This window comes from Streptomyces sp. NPDC025793 (genome assembly GCF_055558375.1).
Map to the genome: position 1 here is coordinate 101,655 of NZ_JBVHMR010000021.1, position 18,016 is coordinate 119,670.

Annotated in this window: 16 protein-coding genes; 10 read left to right on the forward strand and 6 right to left on the reverse strand. The window is 71.1% G+C overall.

The features are described from left to right. Positions 1-168: 168 nt before the first annotated feature. The gene (locus ACZ4MF_RS32065) at positions 169-399 is read right to left on the reverse strand and encodes a DUF7455 domain-containing protein (RefSeq protein WP_467495659.1); all 231 of its coding nucleotides are present in this window, start codon (positions 397-399) and stop codon (positions 169-171) included. Positions 400-839: 440 nt separating this feature from the next. On the opposite strand from ACZ4MF_RS32065, the gene ACZ4MF_RS32070 reads away from it, so the two are divergent. The 6 genes from ACZ4MF_RS32070 to ACZ4MF_RS32095 all read left to right on the forward strand — a co-directional run bounded on the left by ACZ4MF_RS32070 (position 840) and on the right by ACZ4MF_RS32095 (position 8,287). Continuing rightward, positions 840-2,963: a DNA gyrase/topoisomerase IV subunit B gene (locus ACZ4MF_RS32070; RefSeq protein ID WP_467495661.1), complete on the forward strand. Its 2,124-nt coding sequence runs from the start codon at positions 840-842 to the stop codon at positions 2,961-2,963. Positions 2,964-3,721: 758 nt separating this feature from the next. After that, on the forward strand, positions 3,722-4,243 hold the full coding sequence (locus tag ACZ4MF_RS32075) for a DUF1453 domain-containing protein (RefSeq protein WP_467495663.1): 522 nt from the start codon (positions 3,722-3,724) through the stop codon (positions 4,241-4,243). Further along, a complete protein-coding gene (locus ACZ4MF_RS32080; RefSeq protein WP_467495665.1) occupies positions 4,240-5,391 on the forward strand; it encodes a sensor histidine kinase in 1,152 nt (383 codons plus the stop codon). The genes ACZ4MF_RS32075 and ACZ4MF_RS32080 overlap by 4 nt, the downstream gene beginning before the upstream one ends. Continuing rightward, positions 5,388-6,080, forward strand: a complete 693-nt coding sequence (locus ACZ4MF_RS32085; RefSeq protein ID WP_467495667.1) for a response regulator transcription factor — start codon at positions 5,388-5,390, stop codon at positions 6,078-6,080. The genes ACZ4MF_RS32080 and ACZ4MF_RS32085 overlap by 4 nt, the downstream gene beginning before the upstream one ends. 69 nt (positions 6,081-6,149) lie before the next feature. Continuing rightward, positions 6,150-6,698, forward strand: a complete 549-nt coding sequence (locus ACZ4MF_RS32090) for a DUF485 domain-containing protein (protein ID WP_467495669.1) — start codon at positions 6,150-6,152, stop codon at positions 6,696-6,698. After that, the gene (locus tag ACZ4MF_RS32095; RefSeq protein WP_467495671.1) at positions 6,695-8,287 is read left to right on the forward strand and encodes a solute symporter family protein; all 1,593 of its coding nucleotides are present in this window, start codon (positions 6,695-6,697) and stop codon (positions 8,285-8,287) included. The genes ACZ4MF_RS32090 and ACZ4MF_RS32095 overlap by 4 nt, the downstream gene beginning before the upstream one ends. A gap of 16 nt (positions 8,288-8,303) precedes the next feature. Here ACZ4MF_RS32095 and ACZ4MF_RS32100 read toward each other — a convergent pair whose 3' ends face one another. Further along, positions 8,304-8,996, reverse strand: coding sequence for a response regulator (locus ACZ4MF_RS32100; protein WP_467495673.1), 693 nt, complete (start codon positions 8,994-8,996; stop codon positions 8,304-8,306). Between the two features lie 157 nt (positions 8,997-9,153). Here ACZ4MF_RS32100 and ACZ4MF_RS32105 point away from each other — a divergent pair, with 157 nt between their 5' ends. The 3 genes from ACZ4MF_RS32105 to ACZ4MF_RS32115 all read left to right on the forward strand — a co-directional run bounded on the left by ACZ4MF_RS32105 (position 9,154) and on the right by ACZ4MF_RS32115 (position 11,946). Beyond that, on the forward strand, positions 9,154-9,969 hold the full coding sequence (locus ACZ4MF_RS32105; RefSeq protein WP_467495675.1) for an ABC transporter ATP-binding protein: 816 nt from the start codon (positions 9,154-9,156) through the stop codon (positions 9,967-9,969). Further along, positions 9,959-10,822 (forward strand): ABC transporter permease, encoded by an 864-nt coding sequence (locus tag ACZ4MF_RS32110; RefSeq protein ID WP_467495677.1) that lies wholly within the window; start codon positions 9,959-9,961, stop codon positions 10,820-10,822. The genes ACZ4MF_RS32105 and ACZ4MF_RS32110 overlap by 11 nt, the downstream gene beginning before the upstream one ends. A 68-nt stretch (positions 10,823-10,890) precedes the next feature. After that, positions 10,891-11,946, forward strand: a complete 1,056-nt coding sequence (locus ACZ4MF_RS32115) for an ABC transporter substrate-binding protein (protein WP_467495679.1) — start codon at positions 10,891-10,893, stop codon at positions 11,944-11,946. Positions 11,947-11,964: 18 nt separating this feature from the next. Here ACZ4MF_RS32115 and ACZ4MF_RS32120 read toward each other — a convergent pair whose 3' ends face one another. From ACZ4MF_RS32120 to ACZ4MF_RS32135, 4 genes are all read right to left on the reverse strand, one after another. Further along, the gene (locus ACZ4MF_RS32120) at positions 11,965-12,645 is read right to left on the reverse strand and encodes a response regulator (protein ID WP_467495682.1); all 681 of its coding nucleotides are present in this window, start codon (positions 12,643-12,645) and stop codon (positions 11,965-11,967) included. Beyond that, positions 12,642-14,339 (reverse strand): ATP-binding protein, encoded by a 1,698-nt coding sequence (locus ACZ4MF_RS32125; protein ID WP_467495684.1) that lies wholly within the window; start codon positions 14,337-14,339, stop codon positions 12,642-12,644. The genes ACZ4MF_RS32120 and ACZ4MF_RS32125 overlap by 4 nt, the downstream gene beginning before the upstream one ends. An 86-nt stretch (positions 14,340-14,425) precedes the next feature. After that, positions 14,426-15,367, reverse strand: coding sequence for a sucrase ferredoxin (locus tag ACZ4MF_RS32130; RefSeq protein WP_467495686.1), 942 nt, complete (start codon positions 15,365-15,367; stop codon positions 14,426-14,428). Between the two features lie 78 nt (positions 15,368-15,445). Beyond that, positions 15,446-16,702, reverse strand: a complete 1,257-nt coding sequence (locus tag ACZ4MF_RS32135) for a citrate synthase (RefSeq protein WP_467495688.1) — start codon at positions 16,700-16,702, stop codon at positions 15,446-15,448. A 123-nt stretch (positions 16,703-16,825) separates the two neighbouring features. Between ACZ4MF_RS32135 and ACZ4MF_RS32140 the strand changes: the two genes are divergently transcribed. After that, positions 16,826-17,992, forward strand: coding sequence for a citrate synthase/methylcitrate synthase (locus ACZ4MF_RS32140; RefSeq protein ID WP_467495690.1), 1,167 nt, complete (start codon positions 16,826-16,828; stop codon positions 17,990-17,992). Positions 17,993-18,016: the final 24 nt, after the last annotated feature.

An 18,016-nucleotide genomic window follows, 5' to 3' on the forward strand; every position in this document is an offset into this window, starting at 1 on the left:
GGGTGGTGCACCCGGGGGGGTGTTGGGCGCGTGGGGGGGCGGGGGGGGGGCGGGGGCTGCCGGTTGGGGGCTCCCCGGCGGCTGGTGGGGGGGGGGGGGCCCGGGGGGGGCCCCCCCCGCCCGTTTCCACCGGCTTGTGCCGGCGCTGGCTCGTCGTGTGTGCGAGATTCAGCGCTCTTCATCGGAAGTGGTGTTCGGAACGGTCGTCAGCCGCTCCGTCTCGTCCTGTATCTCAGCGGCGATCTTCTTGAGTTCCGGCTCGAACTTGCGACCGTGGTGGGCGCAGAAGAGCAGTTCTCCGCCGCTCAGCAGGACGACGCGCAGGTATGCCTGGGCGCCGCAGCGGTCGCAGCGATCGGCGGCCGTCAGCGGGCTCGCGGGGGTCAGAACAGTAGTCACGTCGCCTCTTCTCTAGCTCGACGAGCTGTCGTACCAGGGTCAACATCCAACCAGCCCGAAAACGTTCCCGCTCGTGGCTTTTCCTCGAAAAAAATCTTCCGGGGCGGCTGTCTGCTGCCGGTTGGCGGCGAATGTGCCGTAGTGCGTCTCTTGCGTGCTTACGGTTTCGCGCGGTGTTGTGTCTCGGTCCTCCCGGCCGGGTTGCCGGTTGTTCATGAGGACGTGCCCGGAGCCTAAATGGTTCATGCCTCCAAGGGAACGTGATGTGTGCTTCACTCCAACGAGGGATCGAACACGCATGCGAGACTGGACTAGTCTGAGTTTTCGACGAGGGTGGCGTTACACCGGCTCTACCAGGCCTCGGTACCCTCTGAGCGGCAACCGAAGCCGCCCCCTTACCCAACAAGGGGTCAACTGAAATTCAGCGAGGAGCGAACCGCGTGACCGCCGATACGTCCGTGCCGTCCACAGCGCTGCTGGCAGGAGCAGACCGGGACGGTTCCAACTACACCGCGCGGCACCTGCTCGTCCTCGAGGGCCTCGAAGCCGTGCGCAAGCGCCCGGGCATGTACATCGGCTCGACCGACAGCCGCGGTCTGATGCACTGTCTGTGGGAGATCATCGACAACTCCGTGGACGAGGCCCTCGCGGGCGTCTGTGACCACATCGAGGTGGTCCTCCACGACGACGGCTCCGTGGAGGTGCGCGACAACGGCCGGGGTATCCCCGTGGACGTCGAGCCGAGGACCGGCCTGTCCGGCGTCGAGGTCGTGATGACCAAGCTGCACGCAGGCGGCAAGTTCGGCGGTGGTTCCTACGCCGCCTCCGGCGGTCTGCACGGCGTCGGTGCCTCTGTGGTCAACGCTCTCTCCGCCCGTCTAGACGTCGAGGTGGACCGAGGTGGCCACACGCACGCCATCAGCTTCCGGCGGGGCGTGCCGGGCGCCTTCGCCGGCGACGGTGCCGAGGCGAAGTTCGAGGCCAAGAGCGGCCTGCGCAAGACCAAGAAGGTCCCGAAGACCCGCAGCGGCACGCGCGTGCGGTACTGGGCCGACCGGCAGATCTTCCTCAAGGACGCCAAGCTCTCCCTGGAGAACCTGCACCAGCGCGCCCGGCAGACCGCCTTCCTGGTGCCGGGCCTGACGATCGTCGTCCGCGACGAGTTCGGACTGGGCGAGGGCGGCAGCAAGGGCGAGGAGTCCTTCCGCTTCGACGGCGGCATCAGCGAGTTCTGCGAGTACCTGGCGAACGACAAGCCGGTCTGCGACGTCCTCCGGTTCTCGGGACAGGGCACCTTCAAGGAGACCGTCCCGGTCCTGGACGAGCACGGCCAGATGACGCCCACCGAGGTCACCCGCGAACTGGGCGTGGACGTCGCGCTGCGCTGGGGCACGGGGTACGACGCGACCGTCAGGTCCTTCGTCAACATCATCGCCACGCCCAAGGGCGGCACCCACGTGGCCGGCTTCGAGCAGGCCCTCACGCAGACGATGAACGATGTGCTGCGCGCCAAGAAGATGCTGCGTGTGGCCGAGGACAACATCGTCAAGGACGACGCCCTGGAGGGCCTCACCGCCGTTGTCACCGTGCGCCTGGCCGAGCCGCAGTTCGAGGGCCAGACCAAGGAGGTCCTCGGCACCTCGGCGGCCCGCCGCATCGTGAACAACGTGGTCACCAAGGAACTGAAGGCGTTCCTGACCGCCACCAAGCGCGACGCCGCGGCGCAGGCCCGGGTCGTCATGGAGAAGGTCGTGGCGGCCGCCCGTACGCGCGTCGCGGCCCGCCAGCACAAGGACGCCCAGCGGCGGAAGACGGCCCTGGAGTCCTCGTCCCTGCCGGCGAAGCTCGCGGACTGCCGCAGCGACGACGTCGACCGCAGCGAGCTGTTCATCGTCGAGGGCGACTCCGCGCTCGGTACGGCGAAGCTGGCGCGGAACTCCGAGTTCCAGGCCCTGCTGCCGATCCGGGGCAAGATCCTCAACGTCCAGCGGTCGTCGGTGACCGACATGCTGAAGAACGCCGAGTGCGGCGCCATCATCCAGGTCATAGGAGCGGGCTCGGGCCGCACCTTCGACATCGACCAGGCCCGCTACGGCAAGATCATCATGATGACCGACGCGGATGTGGACGGCTCCCACATCCGCTGCCTGCTGCTCACGCTCTTCCAGCGCTACATGCGGCCCATGGTCGAGGCCGGCCGGGTATTCGCCGCGGTGCCGCCGCTGCACCGGATCGAGATCGTCCAGCCCAAGAAGGGCCAGGACAAGTACGTCTACACGTACTCCGACCGCGAGCTGCGTGACAAGCTCATGGAGTTCCAGAGCAAGGGCATCCGGTACAAGGACTCCATCCAGCGCTACAAGGGTCTGGGCGAGATGGACGCCGACCAGCTGGCCGAGACCACGATGGACCCGCGCCATCGCACCCTGCGCCGGATCAACCTCGCCGACCTGGAAGCCGCGGAACAGGTCTTCGACCTGCTGATGGGCAACGACGTGGCACCCCGCAAGGAGTTCATCTCCAGCTCGGCGGCGACGCTCGACCGTTCGCGCATCGACGCGTAGCCGCTGCGCCGGGCTCCGGCCGACCGGGGGGTGTCCCGGCAGGCCGGAGCTAGGCAGATCCGACGGGTCGTGCAGGCAGCGCTGCCTGGATGCGGGGCCTTGGCCCTGGCGCGGCGAGCGGGGCCGGGTCCGCTCGCGTCCGGGTCGGCCCGGTGACGGTTGGGCGCCTGTCCGGGCTGCCTGTGGTGGGCCGGTGCGCAGCCCGGCCAGCAGGGCCGGCCAGCCGGTGCGGATCTCGGGCCGCTTCGGCGGGCCCGGGCCGCCGCCTTGCCGCGCCGGTGCATCACGCCCGCCGGCAGCCGTGGTGTCGGCCCGACCGAGTCACCGTGGTCTTCCCCAAGAAGATCGGGATCGGCCGTCGCACTCCCACGGCACCTCGCTCCGGGTCCTCCCCGTCCCGCCGCCCCCTGAGCTGTCATCTCCACCCGGGTTCCGGGCTTCGTCCCCAGGCCGCCCGTCACCCGCACCCAGACGCCGGCGCCGTGCCGATCTCCCACTGCTACTCGCCCCGCAGCGCACCCAGTGCCAGGTCCAGCACCGCGTCCGGCGCCATCCCGCCCTGCCCCGGTGCCCCCCTGCTTCGTCCCTTCCCGGCGTCTTCTTCGCCCGGCATCTACACCCGTGGGTGGAGATGAGCCGCCCGAGGTTTCCACCCGTGATCCACCTCCGCTCCGATCTCCGGACCTGCGAATTTCCGTAGCGTCGTCGGTGTCGGCAGCGCCTGCTCCGGCACTACCTTCTCGCTCACGGAGGCTCTGATGTCCGGGCTCGTCAACGCGCTGGTGATCGTGGCCGTGGTCGCCATAGTGATGGTGCGGCAGTTCCGCGCCCGCGCGATCAACACCGACCGGCGTTGGTGGCTGATCCCCGTGATCCTCGCCGTCGTCGCGCTGCGCGAGCCCGGCATCCTCGACGCACATCACCGCACGGAGTCCGCCGCGCTGCTCGCCGTGGAGGTGCTCATAGGGGTGGCCACCGGCGCCGGCTGGGCCTGGACCACCCGCCTGTGGACCGCTCCGGACGGCGTCGTGTGGACCAAGAGCACCAAGGCGAGCGGCGCCGTGTGGGCTGTGGGCATCGCCCTGCGGATCGGTATCTACGTCCTCGGCACCGCGCTGGGCCTGCACCAGGACAGCTCGGCCCTGATGCTCGGCCTCGCCGGCACCCTGCTGGTCCGCGGCGGCGTCCTGGTCTGGCGGGCCCAATCCCTCGGCACCGCGACCCGTCCCTCTCCGGCGTACGGTGACGACATGTGGACGGCCCGGAAGGAGAGCGTGTGACGGAGAACCTCTGGACCCGCTGGCCGTCGCGCGAGGCGCTCGGCCGTGCAGGAATCAGCCGGCCCCGGCGCATGCTCGCCTGGGCCGTGCGGCTCCTCGTGCTCGCGCTGCTCCTGTGGGGCGCGTTCAACCAGAAGCACGTCGACCTCGCAGGAGCGCTCGGGGCAGCGGCAGGGGTGCTCCTCGCCGCCGCCGTCTCCTGGGCCTTCTTCCGGACCACCTACCAGCACCGGCTGGTCTCCTCGCTCGCGCTCATGAGCGTGCTCCTGGCCATCGCGGTCGCCGCCGAGGCCACAGGGTTCAGAGGACCGGCGCTGGTGCTCTGGTGCGGATGCGGGATCAGCGCCCTGGAGCGGCTGCCGCTCGCAGCGGCCCTGCCCGTGACCTCGGTGGCCCTGGCGTCGTACTCCGCGTTCAACAACGACGTCTGGCTGACCACGGCGGCCACGGTGGCCGGCATGGCCCTCGCCGGATACGTCCTGCGGCTGGACGCCGAAGCCCGTGGCAGCGCGCAGCGGCTGCTCGCCCAGGAGCGGGCCGCCCGGGCCGCCGAGGCCGAGTCCGCGGCACTGGCCGAGCGAACAAGGATCGCGCGCGAGATCCACGATGTGCTGGCCCACAGCCTCTCGGCTCAGCTCGTGCACCTGGAGGCGGCCCGGCTGCTGATCGAGAACGGCGCCGACCGCGAACGGATCCTGGAGCGGGTGGTGGCCGCGCGCGGAATGGCCCGCGACGGGCTCGCTGAGACCCGGCAGGCACTGTCGGCGCTGCGGGGCGAACTGACCCCGCTGGAAGACTTCCTGAGCGAACTCGTCACCGGAGCCGACGGCGCCGAGGTCACCGTCACGGGTGAGCGCAGACCACTGTCGGCCGAGGCCTCCCAGGCCGTGCGCCGGGTCGCGCAGGAGGCACTCACCAACGTCCGCAAGCACGCCCAGGGCGCCAAGGTGCAGCTGTGGCTCGACTACAGCGACCACGAAGTGACGCTGAACGTAAGGGACTCGGGCGGGCTGCCGGGCGAACTCACCGGATCCGGCGGCGGGTACGGTCTGCTGGGTATGCGCGAGCGTGCCGAGCTGCTGGGCGGCTCGTTGGACGCCAGTCCGGACGAGGAGGGGTTCGTGGTGACGCTGAAGGTGCCGGTATGACCGAGACGGAGGGAGAGAAGAAGCCCGCGCGGGTGGTGGTCGCCGACGACCAGACCGTGGTCCGGGAAGGCATCGTGATGCTCCTCGGGCTGCTGTCCGGCGTGGAGGTCGTCGGTGCGGCGGGAGACGGCGAGGAGGCGGTGCAGCTGGTCGGCGAACTCGCCCCGGACGTCGTCCTGATGGACCTCAGGATGCCCCGCTGCGACGGCGTGGAGGCCACCCGGCGGATCCGGTCGCAGTACCCCAGGACCCAGGTCGTCGTGCTCACCACGTACGCGGACGACGAGTCGCTGTTCCCCGCGCTGCGCGCGGGTGCCCGCGGCTATCTGACCAAGGACGCCGGTGGCGACGAGATCGTGAAGGCCGTGGAGAGCGTGCTGTCGGGGGACGCGGGGCTGTCTCCCAGTGTGCAGCGCAGGCTGCTGGAGCGGCTGTCGCAGCCCGAGCAACCGCCCGAGCCGGCACCCGCCGATGCCGCGCCCGACGGGCTGACCGCACGCGAGACCGAGGTCCTGGTGCTGATCGCCGACGGGCTCAGCAACCAGGAGATCGCCCGCAGGCTGCATGTGTCGACGGCGACGGTGAAGACGCACATCAACAACCTCTTCGCCAAGACGGGCCTCAAGGACCGGGCGCAGGCGGTGCGTTACGCCTACGGCAAGGGGCTGGTGAGGCCGCCCACACAGTGAATCACCTGATGGGGTGAAGAGCCGGGGGAAGAAGAGTCAGGGAACTTCCCGATCTGTCCATCCTTGGGCATGCAGTCAAGCAACGGTCGTGCCCGCGGAGCCGGGGACGGTCCTGAGAGTTCGGGCGGGAGCCAGGAAGAGCACGGCACGCCCTCGCACGACGCGATGTACGAGGACCCGTGGTACGACGCGCTGGCGTCCGGCTGGGGTGAGCTCGACGGCGCGGGCATGCCGGCGTCGGTGGTGCCGTCCGCTCGCGGGGAGCAGAGCGGACCGGCGGTTCGCACGCGTGACGTGTACGTCGAGGTACAGCGCAGCGCGGCGTTCCAGGAGGTGCGCAGGAGGTACCGGCGGTTCGTCGTGCCGGGAGTCGTCGTCTTCCTCGTCTGGTACGTGGGATATGTCGTCGCCGCCACGGCCGCGCCCGGACTCATGGCCCGGCCCGTGGCGGGAGCGGTCAACGTGGGCATGCTGGCCGGGCTCGGACAGTTCCTCAGCACGTTCCTGCTCGCGTGGGCCTACGCCCGGCACGCGCGGCTGCGGCGGGACCGAGCGGCGCTGGAGCTGCGCTGGGACACCCAGGAGCTGACCCGCGAGGCGCGGGGAGGTGCCTCGTGACGGGTGGCCATCAGACGCTGGCGCTGCTGCTGTTCAGCGCTTTTGTGGCCGTCACTCTCGGGATCACGACGTGGGCGAGTCGGCGGCGGCGCGGTTCGGCGGAGGAGTTCTACGCGGGCGGACGCTTGTTCTCCCCGATGGAAAATGGTTTCGCCATCGCGGGTGACTACATGTCGGCGGCCTCCTTCCTCGGGGTGACCGGGCTGATCGCGCTCTACGGATACGACGGGCTGCTGTATGTCGTGGGATTCCTGGTGGCCTGGCTGGTGGTGCTGTTCCTGGTGGCCGAACTGGTGCGCAACTGCGGGCGGTTCACCCTTGCCGACGTGGTGGCCGCACGGATGAGCGAGCGGCCGGTGCGGATCGCGGCGGGAACGTCCTCGGTGACGGTGTCCGTCCTCTATCTGGTGGCGCAGATGGTCGGTGCGGGCAGCCTGGTGGCGCTGCTGCTGGGGCGGACCGGCGGGGCGGCCCGGGCCTGGACGGTCATCGGGGTCGGCGCGCTCATGGTGATCTATGTGTCGCTGGGCGGGATGCGGGCCACCACCTGGATCCAGATCGTGAAGGCGGTGCTGCTGCTGAGCGGGACGGTCGTGCTGACCGTGCTCGTCCTGCTGCGCTTCCACGGCGACTTCGACCGGCTGCTGCTCACGGCAGCGGACCGCAGCGGTCACGGCAGGGCGTTCCTGGCCCCGGGCCTGAAGTACGGCGGGAGCTGGACCGCCCGCCTCGATTTCATCAGCCTCGGGCTCGCCCTGGTGCTGGGCACGGCGGGGCTCCCGCACATCCTGTCCCGCTTCTACACCGTGCCCACCGCGCGGGCCGCCCGCCGTTCCGCCGTGTGGTCCATCGGGCTGATCGGCGGCTTCTACCTGATGACGATCGTCCTCGGCCTGGGCGCCGCCGCGGTGGTCGGGCCGGATGCCGTACGGGGTTCGAACGCGGCCGGGAACACGGCGGTGCCGCTCCTCGCCCTCGACCTGGGCGGCGGCGCGGGCTCCACTGGTGGAACGGTTCTGTTCGCGGTCGTCGCCGCCGTCGCCTTCGCCACGATCCTCGCCGTGGTCGCCGGCCTCACGCTCGCCTCGTCGGCCTCGGTGGCGCACGACCTGTACGCATCGCTGCGACGGTCGCCCGGCACGCCGCGCGGCGAGGTCGTGGTGGCACGGCTCGCGGCGCTCGGCATCGGCGTCGTGGCGATCGCGCTCGGCCTGCTGGCCCGCGACCTCAACGTCGCCTATCTCGTGGGCCTGGCGTTCGCGGTCGCGGCGTCGGCGAACCTGCCCGTGCTGCTGTACTCGCTGTTCTGGCGCGCCTTCACCACCCGCGGCGCGGTGTGGGCCGTGTACGGCGGGCTGATCCCGGCGCTGGGGCTCGTCCTGCTGTCCCCGGTGGTCTCCGGCAGCCCGGACTCGCTGTTCCCGGGCGTCGACTTCCAGTACTTCCCGCTCCAGAACCCGGGCATCGTCTCCATCCCGCTCGGCTTCGTGGCCGGCTGGCTGGGCACGGTCACCTCGGCCGAGGTCGCGGACGAGGCCAAGTACGCCGAGACCGAGGTGCGGTCGCTGACCGGTGCCGGGGCCGCGTAGCGGGCCGGACGGATCGTTACGGCGCCACCCAGGCGTAGCGGTGCTCCGGACGGCCGGTGTCGCCGTACTTCAGGGAGAGGCGCAGCCGGCCGGCCTGTTCCAGATGGCGGAGGTAGCGCTGGGCCGTGGAGCGGCTCAGGCCGGTCCTGGCGGCCACCTCGTGGGCCGACAGCGGCTGGTCGGCGTGGTGCAGGACGCCGCAGATCAGGTCCGTCGTGGGCTCCGAGTGACCGCTCGGCAGGCCGGGCGCGGACGGTGCGGGGGCTGTGCGCAGTGCTCCGAAGATACGGTCGACCTGCTCCTGGCCCGTCAGGCCGTGGCCGCCCACTCGGTCCACGGTGCGGCGCAGGGCGGCGTAGGACTCCAGGCGGGTGCGCAGCGCGGCGAAGGTGAACGGTTTGACCAGGTAGTGCAGGGCGCCCAGGCGCATCGCCTGCTGAACGGTCGTCACCTCGCTGGCAGCCGTGATCATGATGACGTCCGTGCGCTGGCCCTGCTCACGCATGCGGTGGACGAGGTCGAGGCCGGTCCGGTCCGGCAGAAAGTGGTCGAGCAGGACCAGGTCGACGCTGCCGCGTTCGACGGCCGCCAGCGCCTGGGCGGCGCTGTGCGCGCGGGCGGTCACCCGGAACCCGGGAACCTTTCCCACGTACTTGGCGTTTATCTCTGCGACGCGGAAATCGTCGTCCACGACCAGGACGTCAATCATCAGGCCTCTCCTTCAAGGCCGACGGGTGTTAAGCCCGTGTTTCGGCTCCGCAGTTGTAGCGCGAGCAAAAAGAGCACAACAGGCTCCTGCGGGCAAAAGAACGGCTTGTGCCCACAAGACTCCTGCTGTGGCCGGAGCCACACCTACCGTCCGGGCCATGAGCGCACACACCAGCCCCGCCATCGAGTTGCGGGGCGCGAGCAAGACTTTCAGAACCCCGTCCGGGGGACTGCACACGGCCGTGCGCGGTCTGGACCTCACCGTGCGGCGCGGCGAGTTCGTGGCCGTCGTAGGACCGACCGGCTGCGGAAAGTCCACCACGCTGACGCTGGTCAGCGGCCTGGAGGAGCCCAGCGAGGGTGAGGTGCTGGTGGCCGGGGAGCCGGTCGGCGGCGTCGGCGAGAAGGTCGGCTTCGTCTTCCAGCAGGACGCCACCTTCCCCTGGCGCACGGTGCTGTCGAACGTGATGGCCGGCCCGCGCTTTCGGGGCGTGCCGAAGACGGAGGCGAAGGAGAAGGCGCGGGACTGGCTCGCCCGGGTCGGACTCTCCGGTTTCGAGGACCGCTACCCGCACCAGCTCTCCGGCGGTCAGCGCAAGCGCGTCGCCCTCGCCGCCACGTTCGTCAACGACCCCGAGATCCTGCTGATGGACGAGCCGTTCTCCGCGCTCGACGTGCAGACCAGGGCGCTGATGTCGGACGAGCTGCTGGAGCTGTGGGAGGGCACGGGCGCCTCGGTCGTCTTCGTCACGCACGACCTGGAGGAGTCCATCGCGCTCGCCGACAGGGTGGTCGTGATGACCGCAGGGCCCGCGACCGTGAAGCAGGTCTTCGACATCGATCTGCCGCGGCCGCGCAAGGTCGAATCGGTGCGCCTGGAGCCGCGGTTCATCGAGATCTACCGCGAGATCTGGGAGTCGCTCGGCGAAGAGGTCCGCATCACCCGCGAGAGGGGTGCCGCCCGTGTCGCCTGACGTTCTCAGCACACCTGCCGTCGAGACCGCCAAGGTCCCCGATCGCGCGCGGAGCCGCGCTCAGGCCGCCCGCCGCCGCAAGGTCTTCGTCAACGCCGTGCGCGTGGTGCTCCTGGTCGCCGTCCTCGGCCTGTGGGAGGGACTGTCCCGGGCCAAGGCGATCGACCCGTTCAACTTCTCGATGCCGTCGAAGATCTGGGACCAGATCTGGACCTGGGTCATGCACGGCACCGCGCTCGGTTCCCTGGGCGAACAGATCTGGTACACGCTCTACGAGGCACTGCTCGGCTGGATCATCGGTGTGGTCGCCGGTGTGCTGCTCGGTATTGCGCTCGGGCGGATCAGATTGCTCGCCGAGGTGCTTGGTCCATACATCAAGGTGCTCAACTCGATCCCCAGGATCGTCCTCGCACCCATCTTCCTGATCTGGTTCGGCCTCGGTCCCTCCTCGAAGGTCGCCTCGGCCGTCGTGCTCGTCTTCTTCCCGGTGTTCTTCAACGCCTTCCAGGGCGCCCGGGAGGTGGACCGCAACCTCGTGGCCAACGCGCGCATCCTGGGTGCGAGTGACCGCAGGGTGACCCTGCAGGTGGTCATTCCGTCGGCCACCTCCTGGATCTTCACCAGCCTGCACGTCAGCTTCGGCTTCGCGCTGATCGGCGCCATCGTCGGTGAGTACATCGGCGCCACCAAGGGCATCGGCCTGCTCGTCTCGCAGTCGCAGAACACCTTCAACGCGGCCGGTGTCTACGCCGCGATGGTCATCCTCGCGGTCGTCGCCCTCGTCGCCGAGGGGCTGCTCACCTTCGCCGAGCGCCGCATCTTCCGCTGGAAGCCCGCCGGGTCCGACGACTGACCGGCCCCTCTCGAACCAGCCCCCCACGCCTTTCCCGCGCCGCCCTCTCACAAGGACGTGACACCGCCATGCGCAAGACCGCCAGATACGCCTCCTTGGCCGCCGCCGGACTCCTCGCCCTCTCCTCGCTCACCGCCTGCGCCAACGACGCGGCGAGCTCCACGGCCGACACCGGCAGCGGCGGGGGCGGCACGGGCGAGTCGGTCAAGATCATGGTCGGTGGCCTGGACAAGGTCATCTACCTGCCCGCGATGCTCACGCAGCGCCTCGGCTACTTCCAGGCGGAGGGGCTCGACGTCCAGCTGCTGAGCGAGCCCGCCGGGGTCCAGGCCGAGACCGCGCTCGTCTCCGGCCAGGTGCAGGGAGCGGTCGGCTTCTACGACCACACCCTCGACCTCCAGGTGAAGGGCAAGCCGGTGGAGTCGGTCGTCCAGTTCTCCCACGCGCCCGGCGAGGTCGAGGTCGTCTCCGGCAAGGCGGCGGGCGACCTCACGTCACCCAAGGACTTCAAGGGCCGCAAGCTCGGCGTGACCAGCCTCGGCTCCTCCACCGACTTCCTCACCAAGTACCTGGCGGTCAAGAACGGCGTCGACGTCAGCGAGTTCACGCCGGTCTCGGTCGGCGCCGGGCCGACCTTCATCGCTGCGCTGCAGAACGGCGCGATCGACGGCGGCATGACCACCGACCCGACCGTCGCGACGATCCTGGACAAGAAGGCGGGCAAGATCCTCCTCGACATGCGCACCCCCGAGGGCTCGCAGGAGGCGCTGGGCGGGCCGTACCCCTCGTCAAGTCTGTACATGAAGACGGACTGGGTGAACGGACACAAGGACACCGTCCAGAAGTTGGTCAATGCATTCGTCAAGACGCTCACGTGGATGTCCACCCACAGCGCCGACGAGATCGCCGCCAAGATGCCCGCCGACTACTCCCAGGGCAACAAGGCGCTCTACACCCAGGCCGTCAAGAGCACCCTGCCGATGTTCACCAAGGACGGCGTGATGCCCGAGGGCGGCCCCGAGACCGTGGAGAAGGTCCTCAAGTCGTTCAACCCCAACATAAAGAACGCCAAGGTCGACTTGAGCAAGACGTACACGACCGAGTTCGTCAAGGCCGCCAAGTAGCGCGCAGGCCCTGCCCGTTCAGACGCGGGTCGCCCACACGTAACGGTGTTCCGGGCGGCCCGCGTCGCCGTACTTGAGAGTGAGACGCGCCCGTCCCGTGCGCTCCAGGAGCTTGAGATAGCGCTGTGCGGTCTGCCGGCTCACCCCCGTCCGCTCCGCGATCTCCTGCGCGGACAGCGGCCCTTGAGCATGCATCAGCGCCTGACGCACCAGCTCGGCCGTCGTGGGGGAGTGGCCCTTGGGCAGGCCGGGCTCCGACGGAGCGGACAGGGCGCCGAAGATCCGGTCCACCTCCGCCTGCTCGGCCTCCCCGCCGCCGTCCAGGGTGCGCCGCAGGTCCGCGTACGCCTCCAGCTTGCTGCGCAGGCCGGCGAAGGCGAACGGCTTCACCAGGTACTGCAGTGCCCCGTGCCGCAAGGCGGTCTGTACGGTCGACACGTCCCGTGCCGCCGTCACCATGATCACGTCGGTCCGGTGGCCGCGCCGGCGCATCTCGCGCACGACCGAGAGCCCGGTGTCGTCCGGCAGATAGTGGTCCATAAGCACCAGGTCCACCCGCGCCAGCGTCTCCAGCAGACGCAGCGCCTCGGCCGCGCTGTGCGCCTCGCCCGCCACGTGGAAGCCAGGGACCCTCTCGACGTAGGCGGCGTTGACGCGGGCGACACGGGTGTCGTCGTCCACGACCAGGACCTCGATCATCGCGCCTCCTCCTCGGCAGCGGTGCGGGTGTGCTCGGGAGCCGGTGCGGCCGGTCCCGTGAGCGCCGGTGCCCGTTCCGGCTCCGGCTCGGTGAGCGCCTCGGGCAGGACCACGGTGAACTCGGCACCGCCGCCGTCCGCGGTCCCCACCGTCGCCCTGCCGCCCTGCCGTTCGGCCAGCCGGTGCACCAGAGAGAGCCCGAGGCCCCGTTTGCCGTGCGCGGGCGGCTCCTTGGTGGACCAGCCCTCCGTGAAGATCAACTCCCGCTGGTCCGCCGGGATGCCGGGGCCGGTGTCGCGCACCCTGAGGACGACCGCACGCCCCTCGGTGCGCAATTCGACCTCCACGCGCGCGTGGAGCGTGCCCGCGACCGCGTCCAGGGCGTTGTCCACCAGATTGCCCACGACCGTGACCAGGCCCCGGGGGTCGATCAGGCGGTCCGGGAGGAGGGTGCGCTCCGACACCCACAGGGCGACGCCGCGCTCGGCCGCCACGGTCGCCTTGCCGACCAGCAGTGCCGCCAGCAGCGGGTCCTGGATCTTCTCGGTGATCTGCTCGGCGGTGACCCGGTGGTCGCCGACCACCTCGCCGACGAACTCCACGGCGTCGTCGTACATGTCCAGTTCCAGCAGCCCGAGCAGGGTGTGCATGCGGTTGGCGTGCTCATGGTCCTGGGCGCGCAGGGCGTCGATCAGCCCGCGCGTGGAGTCCAGTTCGCGCCCGAGCTGCTCCAGTTCGGTGCGGTCGCGCAGGGTGGCCACGGAGCCGCCGTCGCCGGTGGGCATGCGGTTGGCGACCAGGACGCGCTGACCGCGCACGGTGAGCAGGTCGGTCCCCGTGACCCGCCCGGCCAGGACATCGGTCGTACGGCCCTCGCCGAGTGCCTCGTCGGGCGTGCGGCCGACCGCCTCGTCGCCGATGCCCAGCAGCCGCCGCGCCTCGTCGTTGAGCAGCCGGACGCGGCCGCCGTGGTCGAGGGCCACCACACCCTCCCGGATGCCGTGCAGCATCGCCTCGCGCTCTGCGAGCAGCGCCGAGATGTCGGAGAACGCCAGGTCGCGGGTCTGCCGCTGGACCCGGCGGGAGATCACCCAGGCGGCCAGCGCGCCCACCGCGAGAGCGCCGCCGGCGTACGCGAACAGCCCCGGGATCGCGCTGATCAGCCGCGCCCGCACACTGTCGTACGCGATGCCGACGGAGACCGCGCCGACGATCCGGTGGCCGGCGTCGTAGAGCGGCACCTTGCCGCGGGCCGAGCGGCCCAGCGTGCCGTCGTCGATCTCCATGACCTGCTTGCCGGCCAGCGCTTCGCGGGGGTCGGTCGAGACGTGCGCGCCGATCTCCGACGGAGTGGTGTGCGACCAGCGCACGCCCCGCCGGTCCATCACCACGATGTACTCGGCGTGGGTGGCCCGCCGGATCCGTTCCGCCTCCCGCTGCACCGGTCCGTTCGTCGTCGGCTCGGTGGTCAGCACGCCCTCGGCGATCTGCGGGTCCTGGGCCGTGGTCTGGGCGATCGCCAGCGCGCGGCGCATCGCCTCGTGGTCCAGCTGCTTGCTCAGCGGCGCCAGGAACAGCCCGGTCGCCAGCACCGCCACTCCCGCCGCGATCGTCACCTGCATGAGCAGCACCTGGGAGAACGCCCGTCGCGGCAGACCAACGCGCAGGCGGCGGGCGGGAGGAGGCGGGCTCATGGGGACGACGTTACGTGGGAAGGCCCCACGTGCCCCAGGGGTTGCGGTGGGGATCTCTTGACCGATTCTTGAACGACGGGGTGCGCTCAGCTCGCCAGTGCCGTCGGCCGCAGTTCGCGCACCGCCGTGACGTCCATCCGCGCGGGCGTGCCCAGCACTTCCGCGCCGCAGCTCTCCGCGCGCGGCGGCAGCGACGCCCCCTGCGCCACGGTGACCCGCCACAGACGGCCGTCGGTGTGGGCGACGGTGACCTCCCAGTGCGGGGCCGCGCCGTCGGTCCGTACGACGCTCAGCACGCCCGCGCGGTCCTCGCCCGCCGCCGTCCGCACGGCCAGCTCGGCCGCCTGGCCGGGCCGTTCCCAAGCGGAGCACCCCCGGCATCCCTCGACCACCACACGTCCCTCGCGGACGCCGTGCAGGGCCTCCTTGACCGTGTGCGCCTCGGCGCGGCCGTAGGCATAGCCGTACGGCAGGACGAGCACCGTCGGCGAGAAGCGATGTCCACCCAGATGGGTGACCTCCCAGACCCCGTGCACCCCCGAGGCGGCCAGCTCGCCGGCGAGCGGGCGGCCCAGGAGGGCGCAGCAGCGGTCGCGCTTGCCATTGGTGCATACGAGCGCGAGCGGGTCGCCCCGGTGCGGGCGGCCGTCGAGCGCGGCGTCGAAGGAACGGTGGTCGCCCGTGCCGAGAGCGGTGAAGTCGAGGTCGAGCAGCCGTTCCGGTGCGCGGACGGTGGCGCTGTGCAGCCACGCGTTTCCCGGAACGGTGTGGGCCGCGTACACATGCCGCAGCGGCGGCGTGCCGGGGTCGGCGTGCCGCCCGGGGCGCCGTATGAGGGCCACGCGCACGCCCGTTCCCTCGGCCGCCCGCTCCAGCGCCCGTCCCACTCGGGGGTCCAGGTGGCTGGAAGTGAGCGCCTTGGCGCCCCACGGGCCGGGCTGTTCCAGCAGCAGCCACGTCGTCGCCGTGGCCGCCGTGCCGGAAACGGGCTCGTCGAGGCTCCGGGACACGGTCGCGCACCTACTCACAGAGGTGAGCCTAACCTGACTCCGTGCGGGGCGACTTCCGGCCGTGACCGAGTACTGCTCCGGCGGGCGGCGCGGGCCCTACTCCGGAAGGGGCTGCGGCGGTCGTGTGCCGACGTAGTGGCCGACGGGGCGCATGCGCAGGGGGCGCTCGCCGTACTCCTCCAGCGCGTGCGCGATCCAGCCCGCCGTCCGGGCGACCGCGAAGATCGTCTCGCCGGCCGTCGCGGGCATGCCGCTGGACGCCGTGAACACCGCCAGGGCAAGGTCGACGTTGGCGTGCAGTGGGGTGTGCCGGGCGGTCGTGGCGACGACGTCCCGCGCCGCGAGCAGGGCGGACTCCGCGCGCGGCACCTGCTCCAGGAGGCCGAACAGCACGCGCGCGCGGGGGTCCTCGCCCGCGTACAGCCGGTGGCCGAGTCCGGGGACACGGCGGCCCGCGCGCAGTTCGTCGGCGATCACCGGGATCGCCGTGCCCTGGTCGAGCACGTCGAGCAGTATGCGGTGGGCGCCGCCGCTCGCGGCACCGTGCAGCGGGCCCTCCAGGACGCCGAGCCCGGCCGAGACGGCCGCGTAGGCGTGGGCCCGGGCCGAGGCGGCGACCCGGACGGCGAGCGTGGACGCGGCCAGGTCGTGGTCGGCGAGCAGGGCGAGCGCGGTGTCCAGGACCCGCAGGGACGCCTCGTCGGCAGGGCGTCCGGTCAGCCGGCCCCACAGCCGGTGGGCCAGCGGGCCGTCGTCCCTGTGGGCGTGCCGGGCCGGCGGCAGCGCGGCGACGAGGGTGGGGATGAGGATCCGCGCGGTGTTCAGCACCGCGTCCTCGGACAGGTCGAAGCGCAGTGGGTCCTCGGCCGCCGCGGCGATCGCCGCCACCCGGAGCCGGTCGGTGGGGGAGGCGTGCTCGGACAGCGCGTTCACCGCGCGGCGGGCGACCTCGACCGTGGCGGCGGGGGCGGAGAAGGCGGCCCCCGGAGCCGGCCGGCCCGTCCACAGCCATTCCGCGACCTCCTCGTACGAGTGGCGCAGGGCCAGGTCGACGGCGTCCACGCCGCGGAAGAAGTAGCGGTCCTGCTCGATCAGCGTGATGCGGGTCCGCACCGACAGGTCGCCGCCGGAGCCCGGAGTCCCGGCCGCCTCACGCCGGTTGCGCCGGGCGAGGGCATCGACCTCCTTCGCCTCGAAGGTGCTGGCCCGGCCGCCCGGTTCGCGTGTGCTGCTGAGCAGACCGCGGCTCACGTACGCGTAGACCGTCTCGGGCTTCACACCGAGCAGCTCGGCGGTCTCCTTGGTGGTCAGCCTTCGCCCGGGGCGGCCGGGAGCGGGTTCGTGATCGCGCATAGGGGTCACCGTAGTCGTCTCGCACATCTTGATAGCGATGCATTGATTTAATCAACGTTGACAAGGAAATAGTCAAGCATGGACAGTGAAATCAAGTCCAGAGAGGGAACCGGGAGGGAATCCATGTCCATCAACAGAGCCGCCACTCCGCTCATCGACGCCCCGCGCGGCCTCGCCGGCGTCGTCGTCACCGAGACCGAGATCGGTGACGTCCGGGGACGGCAGGGCTTCTACCACTACCGCCAGTACTCGGCCGTCGAACTCGCGCGGACCCGCGGCTTCGAGGACGTCTGGCATCTCCTGGTCCACGGCGCGCTCCCGGACGCGCGGCACGGGGCCGCCTTCGCGGCCGAGACCGCCGCGCTGCGCCGGCTGCCCGCGGAGGTCCGCGCCGCACTGCCCGCGATCGCCGCCGCGAGCCGGGTCTCCGGCCCCCTGTCCGGTCTGCGCACGGCCCTGTCACTGCTGGGCGCGTCCCGGGGCATGCGGCCGGTGTACGACATCGACGCCGACGGGCGCCGCGCCGACACCCTGGCCGCCTGCGCGGCCGTACCCACCCTGCTCACCGCCCTGTACCGGCTCGGGCAGGGACTCGATCCGGTCGAGCCGCGCGACGACCTCGCCCACGCGGCCAACTACCTGTACATGCTCACCGGCGAGGAACCCGAGCCGCGGCACGCCCGTGCGGTCGAGCAATACCTGATCTCCACCATTGACCATGGATTCAACCCGTCAACCTTCACCGCCCGGGTCATCGCCTCCACCGGCGCCGACGTGGTGGCCTGTCTGACCGGGGCCGTGGGTGCCCTGTCCGGGCCGCTGCACGGCGGCGCGCCCAGCCGGGCCCTGGACACCCTGGACGCCATCGGCACCCCGGACCGGATCGACTCCTGGATCCGCGCGCGAGTGCTCGGCGGCGACCGGATCATGGGGTTCGGGCACGCCGTCTACCGCACGGAGGACCCCCGTTCACGGATGCTGCGGGAGATCGCCGAGAGCTTCGGCGGCCCGCGCGTCGCGTTCGCCGTGGAGGTCGAGCGGAAGGTCGAGGGGATCCTCGAAGAGCTGAAGCCCGGCCGCGAACTCCACACCAACGTCGAGTTCTACGCCGGCGTGGTCATGGAACTGTGCGGCCTGCCCCGCGAGATGTTCACCCCCACCTTCGCGGCGGCCAGGGTGGTGGGCTGGAGCGCCAACATCCTGGAACAGGCGGCCGATCCGAAGATCATCCGCCCCGTCGCCCGCTACGTCGGACCGGAGCCCCCGGTGGCGGTGCCGGTTCAGCCGTGAGCCCGGGTCCGGGGGCGCCGCTCT

What these genes read in the sequence shown, in the direction of transcription:
- ACZ4MF_RS32125 (WP_467495684.1), bottom strand. Translation starts at nt 14,339, where the DNA reads ATGAGCCCGCCTCCTCCCGCCCGCCGCCTGCGCGTTGGTCTGCCGCGA.
- ACZ4MF_RS32105 (WP_467495675.1), top strand. Translation starts at nt 9,154, where the DNA reads ATGAGCGCACACACCAGCCCCGCCATCGAGTTGCGGGGCGCGAGCAAG.
- ACZ4MF_RS32120 (WP_467495682.1), bottom strand. Translation starts at nt 12,645, where the DNA reads ATGATCGAGGTCCTGGTCGTGGACGACGACACCCGTGTCGCCCGCGTC.
- ACZ4MF_RS32090 (WP_467495669.1), top strand. Translation starts at nt 6,150, where the DNA reads ATGCAGTCAAGCAACGGTCGTGCCCGCGGAGCCGGGGACGGTCCTGAG.
- ACZ4MF_RS32085 (WP_467495667.1), top strand. Translation starts at nt 5,388, where the DNA reads ATGACCGAGACGGAGGGAGAGAAGAAGCCCGCGCGGGTGGTGGTCGCC.
- ACZ4MF_RS32115 (WP_467495679.1), top strand. Translation starts at nt 10,891, where the DNA reads ATGCGCAAGACCGCCAGATACGCCTCCTTGGCCGCCGCCGGACTCCTC.
- ACZ4MF_RS32075 (WP_467495663.1), top strand. Translation starts at nt 3,722, where the DNA reads ATGTCCGGGCTCGTCAACGCGCTGGTGATCGTGGCCGTGGTCGCCATA.
- ACZ4MF_RS32135 (WP_467495688.1), bottom strand. Translation starts at nt 16,702, where the DNA reads ATGCGCGATCACGAACCCGCTCCCGGCCGCCCCGGGCGAAGGCTGACC.
- ACZ4MF_RS32140 (WP_467495690.1), top strand. Translation starts at nt 16,826, where the DNA reads ATGTCCATCAACAGAGCCGCCACTCCGCTCATCGACGCCCCGCGCGGC.
- ACZ4MF_RS32100 (WP_467495673.1), bottom strand. Translation starts at nt 8,996, where the DNA reads ATGATTGACGTCCTGGTCGTGGACGACGATTTCCGCGTCGCAGAGATA.